Origin of the sequence: Mycobacterium dioxanotrophicus (assembly GCF_002157835.1) — a bacterium.
GTDB classification, from domain to species: Bacteria; Actinomycetota; Actinomycetes; order Mycobacteriales; family Mycobacteriaceae; genus Mycobacterium; species Mycobacterium dioxanotrophicus.
This window is the reverse complement of sequence record NZ_CP020809.1, coordinates 5259962-5273181: the sequence shown is the minus strand read 5'-3', so window position 1 is coordinate 5273181 and position 13220 is coordinate 5259962. Positions and strand designations below refer to the sequence as shown.

The window sequence follows — 13220 nt, the reverse complement described above, 5'->3', positions numbered from 1 at the left end:
CGTCGCCTGCGTGAAGTTGGCTGATGTCCACTCTCGGTGACTTGCTGGCCGAGCACACCATCCTGCCCGGAAGCGCGGTCGACCACCTGCACGCGGTGGTGGGTGAGTGGCAGCTGTTGGCGGACCTCTCATTCGCCGACTATCTGATGTGGGTGCGTCGCGACGACGGCGTGCTGGTGTGTGTCGCGCAGGTGCGGCCCAACACGGCGCCGACGGTACTGCTCGCCGACTCGGTCGGCACTCTCGCTGCTGCCGATGATCTTCCGGTGGTCACCACCGCCTTCGAGTCCGGTGCGATCGCGGCGGGCACTGACGCGCAGCAGCACCTTCAGGATGTGCCGGGGCTGAACGTCGAGGCGGTCCCGGTACGGCACCGCGACCAGGTGGTCGCCGTGCTGACCCATCAGACCGCGCTGGCCGCCCGCCGGCTCGCGAGCCCGTTGGAGGGCGCGTATCTGAACTGCGCGGGGGACTTGCTGCACATGCTGGCCGAGGGCACCTTTCCCAACGTGGGTGACCTGGCGATGTCACGGTCCAGCCCCCGGGCGGGCGACGGATTCATCCGGCTCGACGAAGTCGGTGACGTGGTCTACGCCAGCCCGAACGCCATCTCGGCCTATCACCGGATGGGTCTGGCCTCCGAACTCGACGGGCACAACCTCGTCGCCACCACCCGTCCGCTGATCTCCGATCCGTTCGAGGCCCAGGAACTGGCCAACCATGTGCGGGATTCGCTTGCCGGCGGCTCCAGCATGCGCATGGAGGTCGACGCGGGCGGCGCGGCGGTGCTGTTGCGCACGCTGCCGTTGGTGGTGCACGGGGCGGCCGTGGGAGCCGCTGTGCTGATCCGCGACGTCACCGAGGTGAAGCGCCGCGACCGCGCACTGCTGAGCAAGGACGCCACCATCCGGGAGATCCACCACCGGGTGAAGAACAACTTGCAGACCGTCGCGGCGCTGCTGAGATTGCAGGCGCGGCGCACCAACAACGTCGAGGCGCGGGAGGCGCTGATCGAATCCGTGCGCCGGGTGACGTCGATCGCGCTGGTGCACGACGCATTGTCGATGTCGGTCGACGAGGAGGTCAACCTCGACGAGGTGGTGGACCGGATCCTGCCGATCATGAACGACGTCGCATCGGTGGACACCCCGATCCGGATCAACCGGGTGGGAGATCTGGGCGTGCTGGACGCCGACCGGGCCACCGCGCTGGTCATGGTGATCACCGAACTGGTCCAGAACGCCATCGAGCACGCCTTCGACGTCAAGGCGCCGCACGGCTGTGTGACCATCCGCTCGGAGCGATCGGCCCGCTGGCTCGACGTGGTGGTGCACGACGACGGCCGCGGCCTGCCCGCGGGGTTCAGCCTGGAGAAGTCCGATCGGCTCGGGCTGCAGATCGTGCGGACGCTGGTCTCGGCGGAGCTCGACGGGTCACTGGGCATGCACGACGCGGCCGATGGCGGCACCGACGTGGTGCTGCGGGTGCCGATCGGTCGACGCGTGCGCGGCACTCAGTAAGCCGGTCGGCTCAGCCGAATGCACAGTTTCGATTCGATTCGCAATGTGATTGTCGTAACGCAATTTGCTATCGAATTCGTCAAAAAAGAGTTACGGCCCCGACGAATATCGTCGAGGCCGTAGCAACCTGTTGGGACAGGTGAGGATTACACGCTGGTGCGCGCCTTGGTGCGGGCGTTGCGACGCTTCAGGGCACGACGCTCGTCCTCGCTCATGCCACCCCAGACGCCGGCGTCCTGGCCGGATTCCAATGCCCAGCTGAGGCACTCGGTGGTCACCGGGCAACGGTTGCACACGAGCTTCGCGTCAGCGATCTGCGCGAGCGCCGGTCCGCTGTTTCCGACCGGGAAGAACAGCTCGGGATCCTCGTCGCGACAGACAGCCTTGTGGCGCCAATCCATTGGTCTAACTCCTTGTCAGATATGTATGTGTGCGCAGCGAAGCGCACGAGCTTTTTCTTCGGCTGTTAACGCGTGCATACGAAATGTTTCTGCACTGTTGCATCCGATGCTTTCACAGGCTGAACAGATGTCAATACTCGCGAGTTAACAAGTGCGCAATGTCACTTGCCCGACCTGTTACCAGAACCCTTACTCGGTTGTACTAGGCTCAACTCACCTGCGCCCTAAAACGACGGTAGCGGGTCGGTTATCGCAGGTCAAGGGGTTTTCGCTGCTGGCGCGACAACGCCGAGGGCCTCTGGGACAGCTGTGAACGTCATAGTTTCGCGCAGTCCGGCGAAATCACCGTCGATCTGGCACGCCACCGGCGTGTCGCTCGTCACTGTCACGCTCGTCACGTCGTCGTCACGGATCAGGTGCTTGCCGGCGATGCGTGGGTTGCGCGAGACCATCTGCCGCACAAGCTTCAGGTTGGCCCAGACATTCATGCTGGTCGTCGCGAACACACCCAGCCCGGTCTCGAACGTGGTGTCGGGGTTGGTCCACACCGGGCGGCTGTTGGCGTAGGTCCACGGGCTCGAGTTGGACACGAACACGAAATGCACCCCGGCGACGGGCTCGGCGCCGGGCAGGTGCAGCGTCAGCGTCGGCTCCCTGCGGGCACTGGCCAGCACTTCGCGTACCGCTACCCGGATGTAGCGCGACGCGGTGACCTTGCGGCCCTTGGCGCGCTGAGCCTCCACGGCGGCGACCACGGCCCCGTCGACTCCCATCCCGGCGGTGAAGACCGCCCAGCGTTCACCGCAGTCCATCAGCCCGATCCGGCGCCACTTGCCGCCCCGCCGGTAATCGCTGAGCAGGTCGACGAGCTGATTGGTGGCTTCGATCGGATCCGGGCTGATGCCCAGTGCGCGGGCGAAGACGTTGGCCGAGCCGCCCGGAACCACCGCGACCGCGGGCGCGACGTCGGCGTCGGGCCGGCCGCCGGAATGCCCCAGAATGCCGTTGACCACCTCGTTCACCGTGCCGTCGCCGCCGTGGACGATGAGCACGTCGACGCCGTCACGGGTGGCATCGCGCGCGATCTCGATGGCGTGGCCGCGGTGGTCGGTGTGGACGACGGTCAGTTTCACCCGGCTTTCCAGGGCGTGGGCCAGAAGGTCACGCCCGGCAGGAGTGGTCGACGTCGCGTTCGGGTTGACGATCAGCACGGCGCGCACGGGGCATGAGCCTATAGGTGTTGTCAGCCCGCCGCGTTGGGTAGCAACGGGGGACAGGTGCCGAACGGGTCGGCGGCGAGCTCGAAATGCCACAGCTCATTGGCATAGATCCGGCACAGGCCGAACCGCGCGCCGTTGGCGATGAGCCACTGATCCGCGCCTGGGCCGCCGACGTCGACCGCCTGGCCCGTGACGTGCTTGGACTGCTCAGGTGTCTGCACGTATTGGCGCGCGGCCGCCATGCTTCCGTAGGTCTGTACCGCCTGATCCAGCAACTGTTGTTGGAATTCGGGCGACCGCCATCCCGAGTTGATCGTCATGGTCACGCCGTCGGCCGCGGCGGCCGTGGTGGCGTGCTGGATGGCGGCCAGCAGCGGGGGATCGAGGCGCCCGATGGCGGGGTCCTGGGTGTCGAAGGCGGTCAGCACCTGGCCATCGGCCAGCGCGCCCTCGCTGTCGGCAGCCGCGGTCGGCGCCAGCGCCAACGTGGCGGCGGCAGCTACGACCCCGACGGTCATGGCGATGCGCATGCGGCTCACCCTACGTCGGTCAGATCTCTCCGTCCTCGGCCAGCACCCGGCTCGCGATCCGGAATGCGGTGTTGGCGTCGGGGACGCTGCAGTAGATCGCGGTTTGCAGCAGCAGCTCTTTGATCTCCTCGACAGTGACGCCGTTGCGGCGCGCGGCGCGGACATGCATGGCCAGTTCGTCGTGGTGGGCGCGGGCGACCATGGCGGTCAGCGTGATCAGCGAGCGGCTGCGCCGGTCCAAGCCGGGCCGGGTCCAGATCTCGCCCCAGGCGTAGCGGGTGATCAGATCCTGGAAGTCGGCGGTGAACTCGGTGGTGGCTGCGGTGGCGCAGTCGACGTGCGCGTCGCCGAGCACCGCGCGGCGCACCGCCATACCGTCGTCGTAGGTGCTCATGACGTCTCCTTCAGATACTGGTGTGCCCGCCGCACCGCGGCGTCGACGAGCGCCTCGGTGGCACCCAGATAGTCCGGCGCGGGCGGCTTCCCGACCAAGGTGCTCATGGTCTGCTGTTCGTCGTAAATACCTTGTGCTGCAGCTTGATTGGCGGTAGCGCGCGCAGAGTCGAACTGCAGACCGGTCAGCAGCTCGGTGGCCTGTGACGCGGCCACCACGGTGCGCCGGGCCAAGGTGGCCAGCGTGGCCCATTCGGCATGCCAGCCGCCGTCGGCGCGTTCGTCGACGCTGGCCGCCGACGCGGCATGCAGGGTGGCGGCCAACGGTGGCGCGGCCAGCGCGGCACGGCGCAACAGCACCGTCAGCACCGGATTGTTCTTGTGCGGCATGGTCGATGACCCACCCCCGGTGCCCTCGGCCAGCTCGCCGGTGCGCACCCCGGCAGCGACGTCGTTGGCGATGTGACCCCAGGCGTCGCAGCACCCAACGAAAGCATCACCGGTCCGGGTAATCGGTGAGCGGGTGGTGTGCCACGGTGTCGCCGGCGCCAATCCCAGTGCCGCCGCCCACTGTTCGGTCAACGCGATCGCGGCCTGTGGTGAACCGGTGAGCTCGGTCGTCGCGGCCAGGGTGCCCGCCGCGCCGCCGGCCGACACCGCCTGCGGCGGCAGCGCATCGAGCGTGTCGGCCGCATCGAGGACGGCGGTGAGCCAGATCGCGAACTTGCCGCCCGCGGTGCCGGGCAAGGCAGGCTGGGTCAGGGTATGAGTGAGCATCGGTGCGGCACCGCGAGTTTCGATCAACGCCACCAGGCGGTGCACCTGGGCGATCACATCACCGCGCACCTTGGCCACGGCATCGCGCAGGCACAGCATCAGGGCGGTGTCGAGCACATCCTGGCTGGTCAGTCCGCGATGCAGCCACCGAGCCGCGTCGCCGCCGGCCCGGGATCGCAGCATTGCCACCAGGCCGGTGACGGGGTTGCCGTCGCGTTCGGCGCCTGCGGCGATCTCGTCCAGGTCCGCCCGCTCGACCAGAGCGCCGAGATCTGCGGCCGCGGTCGACGGTGCCACCCCGGCCGCGACAAGGGTTGCCAGCCACGCATTCTCGGCGGCCAGCAGGGCCTCGAAGAACGCCGCCTCGCTCATCGCGGACCCGGCTCGGTGATCGCCGGGCCAGAACAGGCCGCTCACTGCCCCGGGAAGCGCAGGAACACGGTCTCTTCCGCGCCCTGTAGCCGGATGTCGAAGCGCAGGCCCTGCGCGTCGCGCTGCGCGATCAACGTCTGCCTGCGATCATCGGGCAGGCTGTCCAGCAAGGTGTCCGGGCCGGGGTCCGGCACATAGGCCCGGGTGAACAGGCGGTTGAGCAACCCGCGGCCGAACACCGTGACCGCGATGAACGGTGCTCGGCCCGGCTCGGTGGCGCCCGGTTCGACCGTGGTGAAGCTGAAATGGCCTTCGTCGTCGGTGGACACCCGGCCGAATCCGGTGAACGTCCAGCCGTCGCGGTGCAACGAACCGGCGGTGTGGGCGATCGCGCCCTCGGCATCGGCCTGCCAGATCTCCAGCATCACATCGGGCACCGGTCTGCCGGCACCGTCGGTGACCGTGCCGTGCAACCGGATCGCGCTCGGGAAGCCCGGGGGGACAAGCTCATTGCCGCGTTCGAACGGCAGCGCGTAACCGTAGAACGGGCCGATGGTCTGGCCCGGGGTGGCCGTCAGCAGTGTGCTCACTGGTGGTCCTCCTCGAAATGCGTGCGCTGTGAGCCGGTCAGCACGATGTCCCAGCGGTAGCCGGTGCACCACTCGTGCGTGGTGATGTCGTGGTCGTAGGTGGCGATGAGCCGGTCGCGGGCCTTGGCGTCGGTGATCGACTGATAGATCGGGTCGAGTGCGAACAGCGGGTCGCCGGGGAAGTACATCTGGGTGATCATCCGCTGCGTGAAATCCGTTCCGAACAGCGAGAAGTGGATGTGCGCGGGCCTCCAGGCGTTGTGGTGGTTCTTCCACGGGTACGGGCCGGGTTTGACAGTGGTGAACCGATAGCTGCCGTCGTCATCGGTCAGGCAGCGGCCGACGCCGCTGAAGTTGGGGTCCAGCGGCGCGCGGTGCTGGTCGCGCTGGTGGATGTAGCGGCCCGCCGCGTTGGCCTGCCAGATCTCCACCAACTGGCGGCGCACCGGCCGGCCCTCGCCGTCGACGACGCGTCCGGTCACCACGATGCGTTCGCCGATCGGATCACCACTGTGCGCGATCGTGAGGTCGGATTCCAGCCGGTGCACGTCACGCTCACCGAACACCGGAGCGTGCAGCTCCAGCGTCTCGGGGTCGGCGTGGTGCAGATCCTTGGTGGGGTGACGCAACAGGCTGCTGCGGTACGGGGCGTAGTCCAGCCGCGGCTGGGTTTCCTCGATACCGGTCTGGAGGTAACCGGTTTCGATGGCGGCCATCTCGGCGTTGATCTCGGCCTGGCTCGCCGAGGCGCTGTCGGGGTTGGTGTCGATGATCTTCACGGCGGGTTCTCTCAATCTCACTGCGCGGCAGTCTTGTTGGTGGACTCGCGGACTCCCAGCAGCTCTGTGGGCACCCCTCGGGTCTCCCGGGCGGTCATGGCGGCGCCGGCGGCGATCAGGCAGATCACCGCGGTGAAGACGCTGATCACCATCCAGCCACCGTCTCGGACGCCGCCCAATGCGGTGACGATCGACGGCGCGAAACCCGCCACCAGGAACCCCAATTGGGTGCCGATCGCGACGCCGGAGAAGCGGACCTGAGTGGAGAACATCTCGCCGTAGAAGGACGGCCAGACGGCGTTGGCCGCGGCGTAGCCGAAGGAGAAGGTCGCCACCGCCAGAGCGAACGTCAGCACCTGGTTGCCGCCGCTCATCGAGAGCATGTAGAAGGGCATCATCACCGCGGAAGACAGGGCGCCGTAGATGAACACCGGTTTGCGTCCGATCCGGTCGGCCAGCTTGCCGAAGAGGGGCTGGGTGCCCAGCGCGACCACGTTGGCCGCCACCACAAGCCACAGCGTGATGTCGGCGGGCAGGCCCACCTCCTTGCCGTAGGCGATGGCCAGGTTGCCGAACACGGTCGATACCGCGGCGATGAACGCGCAGAAGATGACGCGCAGCACGTCGGCCCAGTGGTTGCGCAGCAACGGGATCAGCGGCATCCGGGCGATGGTGCCCGCGGCCTTCGCCTCGGTGAACTGTGGTGTTTCGTGCAGCCGGCGGCGGATGAAGTAGGCGACCACGACCACCATGGCGCTGAGCCAGAACGGCACCCGCCAGCCCCAGCTGTACTTGGCCTCGTCGGGCAGGGAGACGAACGGGATGAGGATCAGCGAGGCCAGGATGAGTCCGCCCTGGGTTCCGGTGAGAGTCCACGACGTGTAATAGGCGCGCTGGTCGTCGGGGGAGTGCTCGAGCGTCAGTGAGCTGGCTCCGGCTTGCTCGCCGGCTGCCGAAAACCCTTGCATCAGACGGCAGATCACCAGCAGCGCCGGCGCGGCCCAGCCGATGGTGTCGAAGGTCGGCAGGCAGCCGATCAGGAAGGTCGACAGGCCCATCAGCACGAGGGTGAACATCAGGACCCGCTGGCGGCCGACCCGGTCACCGAAGTGACCCAGCACGAATGCGCCGATCGGGCGGGCGATGTAGGCGAACCCGAAGGTGGCAAACGACATCACCAGTGCCGCCTCGTCGCCGGACGGGAAGAACACGTGCGGGAAGATCAACGCTGCCGCCGAGCCGAACAGGAAGAAGTCGTAGTACTCGACGGCGCTGCCCATGAAGCTGGCCAGCGCGGCGCGCCGTGGGGTACGCCCGGTCGAGGCGTCCGGAGGGTGCGGGGCGGTAGTGGTCATGGTGTGCTCCTCAAGTCGAATTGTGCTGGGCCGAGACGGTTTACGAGACAAGATCGCGGAAATGGGCGGACATCCGGGCGGCGTCCGGGGTGATGCCGGTGATCAGCGCGAACGCATCGACGGCCTGGTAGACGGCCATGTGGCCGCCGTCGAGCGTCGGGCAGCCGGCCGCGCGCGCGGCCTTGAGCAGGGCGGTGTCCAGCGGGCGGTACACGATGTCGGCGACCCACATCCCGGGATGCAGCAGCGCGGTGTCGAAGGCCACGCCGGGGTGTTCGGCCATGCCGGTCGGGGTGGCGTGGACGAGGCCGTCGGTGCCGGGCAGCAGGACCGAGAGCTTGTCGAACTCCGAGGCCTCGATGTGCGCGTCCGGGTGGCGGTCGGTGAGTTCGTGGGCGAGCGCCGAGGCCCGGTCGACGTCGAGATCGACGAGGGTCAAGTGGTTGGTGCCCAGGCGCAACAGTGCGTCGGCCACCGCGGTGCCCGCACCGCCGGCACCCAGGAGGACCACCGATCCGGTGCCGGCCCCGGGCAACCCTTCGGCGAAACCGTGTGCGAAGCCCGTGGTGTCGGTGTTGTATCCGACCGCTCGGCCGTCGCGGAACACGACGGTGTTCACCGCACCGAGGGTGCGGGCGGTGTCATCGATGTCGTCGAGGTGCCCGACGACGAGTTGCTTGCAGGGGTTGGTGATGTTGAGGCCGTTGTAGCCGAGCCGGCGGGTCCAGGTGAGCATCTCGCCGACCTGCGCGGGGGACAGCCCGAGCGCGTTGAGATCCAAGGTGCGGTAGACGTATTCGAGCCCCTGGGCCCGGCCCTCCGCCATGTGCAGCGCGGGCGTCAGCGAGGGGCCGACGCCGGCGCCGATGAGCCCCGCCAAGTAGGGCTGCCGCTGTGTCATGCTCCCTCGTTCCTTAATGTACTAACTGGTTCGTACGGAAAGTAGAGCACTGTGACGCCGGTCGCGTCAAGGGTGCGGTGTGAGGTGGCTCTCGGATGCGGAGCGGATCAGGCCTGGCTGGTGAGCCAGCCGACCACCACATCGCCGAGCATGCGGCGCAGGTGGGCGCGCCGCGACGTCTCGGTCAGGTCGGTGCCGAACAGGTAGCCGAATGTGTAGCGGTTGGCCACCTGGAATACGCAGTAGGAGCTGATCACCAGGTGCACGTCGAGAGCGTCGACGTCATCGCGGAACGCGCCGGTGGCGCGGCCGTCGCGCAGGATCTCGTCGAGCAGGGAGGTGGCGGGTGCGGAGAGTTCGGGCAGCTCACGGAGTTGCCGAATGAACTCACCGCGGTGGATGTTCTCGATCGACACCAGGCGGATGAAGGCGTCGTGGGCGATGTGGTGGTCGAACGTCACCTCGGCCAGCCTGCGGATCGCCACCACCGGATTGTCGTGATCGACCCGCAGCTTCTGTTCGGCGTCGCGGATCCCGCGGTAGGCGTTCTCCAGAACGGCCAGGTAGAGCTGCTCTTTGCCGCCGAAGTAGTAGTAGATCATCCGCTTGGTGGTGCGGGTGCGCTCGGCGATCTCGTCGACGCGGGCGCCCGAGTAGCCGGACTCGGCGAACACCTCGGTGGCCACCTCGAGCAGCTCCGCGCGCGTGCGTTCGGCATCGCGTTGCAGCTCGGCTTTGGGCTTGGCGGCCATGACCGGTGAGCTTACTGGGCAGCCCGACTCTTCCCGACGCACTCTTCCCCTCTAATGAACTAATTGGTACATTACGTCGTCATGAGGATGTCGATCGCCACCGTCTCGCTGTCCGGCTCACTGGTCGAGAAGCTGCATGCCTGCGCCGCCGCGGGCTTCGACGGCGTCGAGATCTTCGAACCCGATCTGATCGCCAGTGACCACTCGCCCGAGGAGATCAGCCACCTGGCCCGGCGGCTGGGGTTGAGCCTGGATCTCTACCAACCCCTGCGTGACCTCGAAGGTGTCGACGAAGCGACGTTCACCGACAACCTGCGCCGTGCCGCCGCGACGTTCGCCACCGCGCAGCGGCTCGGCATCGACACCGTCCTGGTCTGCAGCAACGTCGCGACCGCCACCGTCGACTCCGACGAGGTCTCCGCCGATCAGCTGCGTCGCATCGGCGATGTCGCGGCCGGGTACGGCATCCGCATCGCGTTCGAGGCGCTGGCCTGGGGGCGGTTCGTCGACGACTACCGGCGCGCATGGCGCATCGTGCAACTCGCCGACCATCCGAATGTCGGTGTGTGCCTGGACAGTTTCCATGTGCTCTCCCGCGGCCACGACCCGTCGGCCATCGAGGACATCGACGGGCGCAAGATCTTCTACCTGCAGTTGGCCGACGCCCCCGCGCTCACCATGGACGTCTTGTCGTGGAGTCGGCATCACCGGCTGTTCCCCGGCGAGGGCGCCTTCGACCTTTCGGCCTTCGTCCGGCACACCCTGGCTGCCGGGTACACCGGGCCGCTGTCGCTGGAGGTCTTCAACGACACCTTCAGGCAGACCGACCCGGGCCACACCGCCGTACATGCCCTGCGGTCGCTGCTGTGGCTCGCCGATCACGTCGCGCACGCGAGGAGCACAAATGGTCTGGCGCACGCGAGGAGCACAAATGGTCTGGCGCACGCGAGGAGCACAAATCGGCCTGCGCACGGGCTGACCGAGGCCAAGCCGCCCACGGGTTTCGACTTCGTCGAGATCAAGGCCGAGGACACCAGCGAGGTCGAGGTGATGCTGGGCCAGCTCGGTTTCACCCCGCGCGGCCGGCACCGCAGCAAGCCGGTATCGCTGTGGTCCGCGGGGCAGGCGCGCGTCGTGCTCAACGAGCAGCAGGCCCGCGATCAGGTGCCGCATGTCGCCGCGGTCGGGCTGCAGGTGCCCGACGCCGGCGCGACCACCTCCCGCGCTGCCGAACTGATGGCGCCCGTCGCGTACCGGCGTACGTACGCCACCGAACAACCGCTGGGCGCCGCGGTGGCCCCCGACGGCACCGCGTTCTTCTGGACCTCCTCCGGCACTGCGGAGCCGGCCTGGGCGGCCGAGTTCGATGGCGGCATCGACCAGGTGACGACGCCCATTCGGGCGATCGACCACATCAATCTCTCTCAGCCGTGGCAGACCGCCGAAGACGCCGTGCTGTTTCTCAAGAGCGTGTTCGGCCTGTCCGCCGACGCCCCTGCCGAGGTTCCCGGTCCGAGCGGGCTGGTCCGCAGTCAGGTCATGCGCAACGCCGACAGCTCGGTGCGGCTGCCGCTCAATGTCGCCCCGCACATCCTCGACGGGGCGGACCTACCTCAGCACGTCGCATTCGCCTGCACCGATGTCGTCGCGCTGGCCCGCGCCGCAGCCGCAGGAGGATTGCCCTTCCTGCGGGTCCCGGACAACTACTACGACTATCTGTCCGGGCGGTTCGGCCTCGACGACGCTGTGGTCGCCGAACTGCGCGAGCTGAACCTGCTCTACGACCGGGCCGCTACGGGCAGCTTCGTCCACTTCTACACCCGGACCGTCGGCACGGTGTTCTTCGAGTTCGTGCAGCGGATCGACGGTTATGACGGGTACGGCACCGACAACGCGCCGGTGCGCCTTGCCGCCCAACGCGGTGGCGTCGGTACCGTACTGACGTGACCGCTCGCCGACTGCTGCTGCTCAACGGCCCCAACCTCAACCTGCTGGGCACCCGCCAGCCCGAGGTGTACGGCGCCACCACCCTGCCCGAGATCGAGGCATCGGTGACCGCGCTGGCCGCCGAACTCGGCTTCGAGGTACGCGCCGTGCAGAGCAACCACGAAGGCGTGCTGATCGACGCCATCCACGAAGCCCGGGGCGACTGCGCGGGCATCATCATCAACCCGGGCGCCTACAGCCACACCTCGGTGGCCATCCCCGACGCTCTCACCTCGGTCGAATTGCCGGTCGCCGAAGTACATTTGAGCAACATCCACCGCCGCGAACCGTTCCGGCACCACTCCTACGTGTCGGCAGTCGCCGAGATGGTGATCGCCGGGGCGGGCCCCGCCGGATACGAGTACGCCGTCCGTTACCTGGCCGGCAAACTGCCATGACGCAACCGCCTCTGCAGCCTCCCATCGTCCGCTATGCCGGCTACCTCGTCGCGGCAGAAGGGGTGCTCGGACTGATCGCCGCGGTGGTCCTGGTCGTGCGCGGGCTGGCGGGCGCCGATCAGCACATCGTCAGCGGGTACGGCACCGCGCTCTGGTTCGTCCTGGTCGGTGGCGGCGTGCTGGCGGGCGGTTGGGCTTTGATCACCGGTCGCCGCTGGGGCCGTGGCATCGGCGTGTTCGCCAACCTGCTGCTGCTCGGCGTGGCCTGGTACGTGTTCACGTCGCACCAGGTCGGGTACGGCATCGCCGTCGGGGTGCTGGCACTCGTCACGTTGGGCATGCTGCTCAGCCCGTCGGCCGTGCACTGGTCTTCGGGCCGGCGGTAGGCCGCCTACGTCACCGACCCCTCGCCGACGAGTCGGTCGAGCTGGGCCGCCGCGGTGTCGGTGGCCGGGGTGTAGACGACGATGTTGAGGTCGGGCTGGTCGGCCGGCGTGAGTCGGTGGTACTCCAACTCGATCTCACCGGTCAGTGCGTGATCAAAACGCCGGATCCGGGTCTGAAAGCCCTCGATGGTGTGGTCGTCCCAAATGCGGTCGAATTCGGGGCTTTTCGCGCGCAGCCGGTCGAGTAGGCGGACGACGGCGGCTTCGTCGAGCCGTGCGCCGTTCTGCATGCGGAACTCGGAGACGAAGCGCCGGCTCTCCACCTCCCAGTCGGGCATCAGCAATTTGATCGACGGGTCGGTGAACACCAGCGACAACAGATTCCGATCGTCGTCCGACACTGTGCGCACCCGCGGGTACAGCGCCGCGTAGGCGCGATTCCACGCGGTGATCTCCCAGTCCGGGTCGAGCGCGAAGGCAGGGGAGCGGCCGAACGCCTCGAGCAACCGGTGCACATGGTCGGGTGGCTCACCCGGCGGTGCCGTACCTCCCGGCGAAAACCCGGCCAGTGACAGCAGATACGTCTGATCGGCGGGTGAGAGCGCGAGTGTTTCCCCGATGGCGTCGAGCACCTGACGTGACGGGTTGATGTCACGGCCCTGCTCCAGCCAGGTGTACCAGGTGACGCTGATCGACGACAGGAACGCCACTTCCTCACGGCGTAAGCCGTTGTCGCGGCCGCGGATCGGTGGCAGACCGTGCCGGGAGCGGGCCACCGATTCCCGGCGCATGCGCAGGAACCCACCGAGTTCTGCGCGGGCGGCCTGGTTGGGCATCGTTCAATGTTAAGACTGGTAGTG

15 protein-coding genes are annotated in these 13220 nt (G+C 67.8%); 4 read left to right on the top strand and 11 right to left on the bottom strand.

What is annotated here, in order from left to right; all coding sequences use genetic code 11:
* Positions 1 to 23 precede the first annotated feature (23 nt).
* A complete protein-coding gene (locus tag BTO20_RS25685) occupies positions 24 to 1520 on the top strand; it encodes a sensor histidine kinase (RefSeq protein WP_087078849.1) in 1497 nt (498 codons plus the stop codon).
* Positions 1521 to 1666: 146 nt separating this feature from the next.
* Here BTO20_RS25685 and whiB1 read toward each other — a convergent pair whose 3' ends face one another.
* From whiB1 to BTO20_RS25635, 10 genes are all read right to left on the bottom strand, one after another.
* Positions 1667 to 1921 carry a transcriptional regulator WhiB1 gene (gene whiB1, locus BTO20_RS25680; RefSeq protein ID WP_029373613.1) on the bottom strand — a complete coding sequence of 85 codons (255 nt, stop codon included), beginning with the start codon at positions 1919 to 1921 and terminating at the stop codon, positions 1667 to 1669.
* Between the two features lie 257 nt (positions 1922 to 2178).
* The gene (locus BTO20_RS25675) at positions 2179 to 3141 is read right to left on the bottom strand and encodes a diacylglycerol/lipid kinase family protein (RefSeq protein ID WP_087078848.1); all 963 of its coding nucleotides are present in this window, start codon (positions 3139 to 3141) and stop codon (positions 2179 to 2181) included.
* A 23-nt stretch (positions 3142 to 3164) separates the two neighbouring features.
* Entirely contained in the window at positions 3165 to 3671 is a 507-nt protein-coding gene (locus tag BTO20_RS25670) for a M15 family metallopeptidase (RefSeq protein ID WP_087078847.1), read from the bottom strand.
* 19 nt (positions 3672 to 3690) lie between these two features.
* Positions 3691 to 4065, bottom strand: coding sequence for a 4-carboxymuconolactone decarboxylase (pcaC, locus tag BTO20_RS25665; RefSeq protein WP_087078846.1), 375 nt, complete (start codon positions 4063 to 4065; stop codon positions 3691 to 3693).
* Complete coding sequence (locus BTO20_RS25660) at positions 4062 to 5258, bottom strand: lyase family protein (RefSeq protein WP_087078845.1); 1197 nt, start codon at positions 5256 to 5258, stop codon at positions 4062 to 4064. The genes pcaC and BTO20_RS25660 overlap by 4 nt, the downstream gene beginning before the upstream one ends.
* Positions 5255 to 5803, bottom strand: a complete 549-nt coding sequence (gene pcaG, locus BTO20_RS25655) for a protocatechuate 3,4-dioxygenase subunit alpha (protein ID WP_087078844.1) — start codon at positions 5801 to 5803, stop codon at positions 5255 to 5257. Before pcaG ends, BTO20_RS25660 begins: the two co-directional genes overlap by 4 nt.
* On the bottom strand, positions 5800 to 6519 hold the full coding sequence (gene pcaH / locus BTO20_RS25650) for a protocatechuate 3,4-dioxygenase subunit beta (protein ID WP_087082664.1): 720 nt from the start codon (positions 6517 to 6519) through the stop codon (positions 5800 to 5802). The genes pcaG and pcaH overlap by 4 nt, the downstream gene beginning before the upstream one ends.
* An 80-nt stretch (positions 6520 to 6599) precedes the next feature.
* The gene (locus BTO20_RS25645; RefSeq protein WP_087078843.1) at positions 6600 to 7937 is read right to left on the bottom strand and encodes an MFS transporter; all 1338 of its coding nucleotides are present in this window, start codon (positions 7935 to 7937) and stop codon (positions 6600 to 6602) included.
* 40 nt (positions 7938 to 7977) lie between these two features.
* Complete coding sequence (locus BTO20_RS25640) at positions 7978 to 8838, bottom strand: shikimate dehydrogenase (protein WP_087078842.1); 861 nt, start codon at positions 8836 to 8838, stop codon at positions 7978 to 7980.
* Positions 8839 to 8945: 107 nt separating this feature from the next.
* Entirely contained in the window at positions 8946 to 9590 is a 645-nt protein-coding gene (locus tag BTO20_RS25635; RefSeq protein ID WP_087078841.1) for a TetR/AcrR family transcriptional regulator, read from the bottom strand.
* 81 nt (positions 9591 to 9671) lie between these two features.
* Between BTO20_RS25635 and BTO20_RS25630 the strand changes: the two genes are divergently transcribed.
* The 3 genes from BTO20_RS25630 to BTO20_RS25620 are packed head-to-tail and all read left to right on the top strand — an operon-like array spanning position 9672 to position 12360.
* Positions 9672 to 11537: a bifunctional sugar phosphate isomerase/epimerase/4-hydroxyphenylpyruvate dioxygenase family protein gene (locus BTO20_RS25630; RefSeq protein WP_087078840.1), complete on the top strand. Its 1866-nt coding sequence runs from the start codon at positions 9672 to 9674 to the stop codon at positions 11535 to 11537.
* Positions 11534 to 11974, top strand: coding sequence for a type II 3-dehydroquinate dehydratase (gene aroQ, locus BTO20_RS25625; RefSeq protein ID WP_087078839.1), 441 nt, complete (start codon positions 11534 to 11536; stop codon positions 11972 to 11974). Before BTO20_RS25630 ends, aroQ begins: the two co-directional genes overlap by 4 nt.
* Entirely contained in the window at positions 11971 to 12360 is a 390-nt protein-coding gene (locus BTO20_RS25620; RefSeq protein ID WP_087078838.1) for a hypothetical protein, read from the top strand. Before aroQ ends, BTO20_RS25620 begins: the two co-directional genes overlap by 4 nt.
* A 5-nt stretch (positions 12361 to 12365) precedes the next feature.
* Here BTO20_RS25620 and BTO20_RS25615 read toward each other — a convergent pair whose 3' ends face one another.
* Complete coding sequence (locus BTO20_RS25615; protein WP_087078837.1) at positions 12366 to 13196, bottom strand: helix-turn-helix transcriptional regulator; 831 nt, start codon at positions 13194 to 13196, stop codon at positions 12366 to 12368.
* Positions 13197 to 13220: the final 24 nt, after the last annotated feature.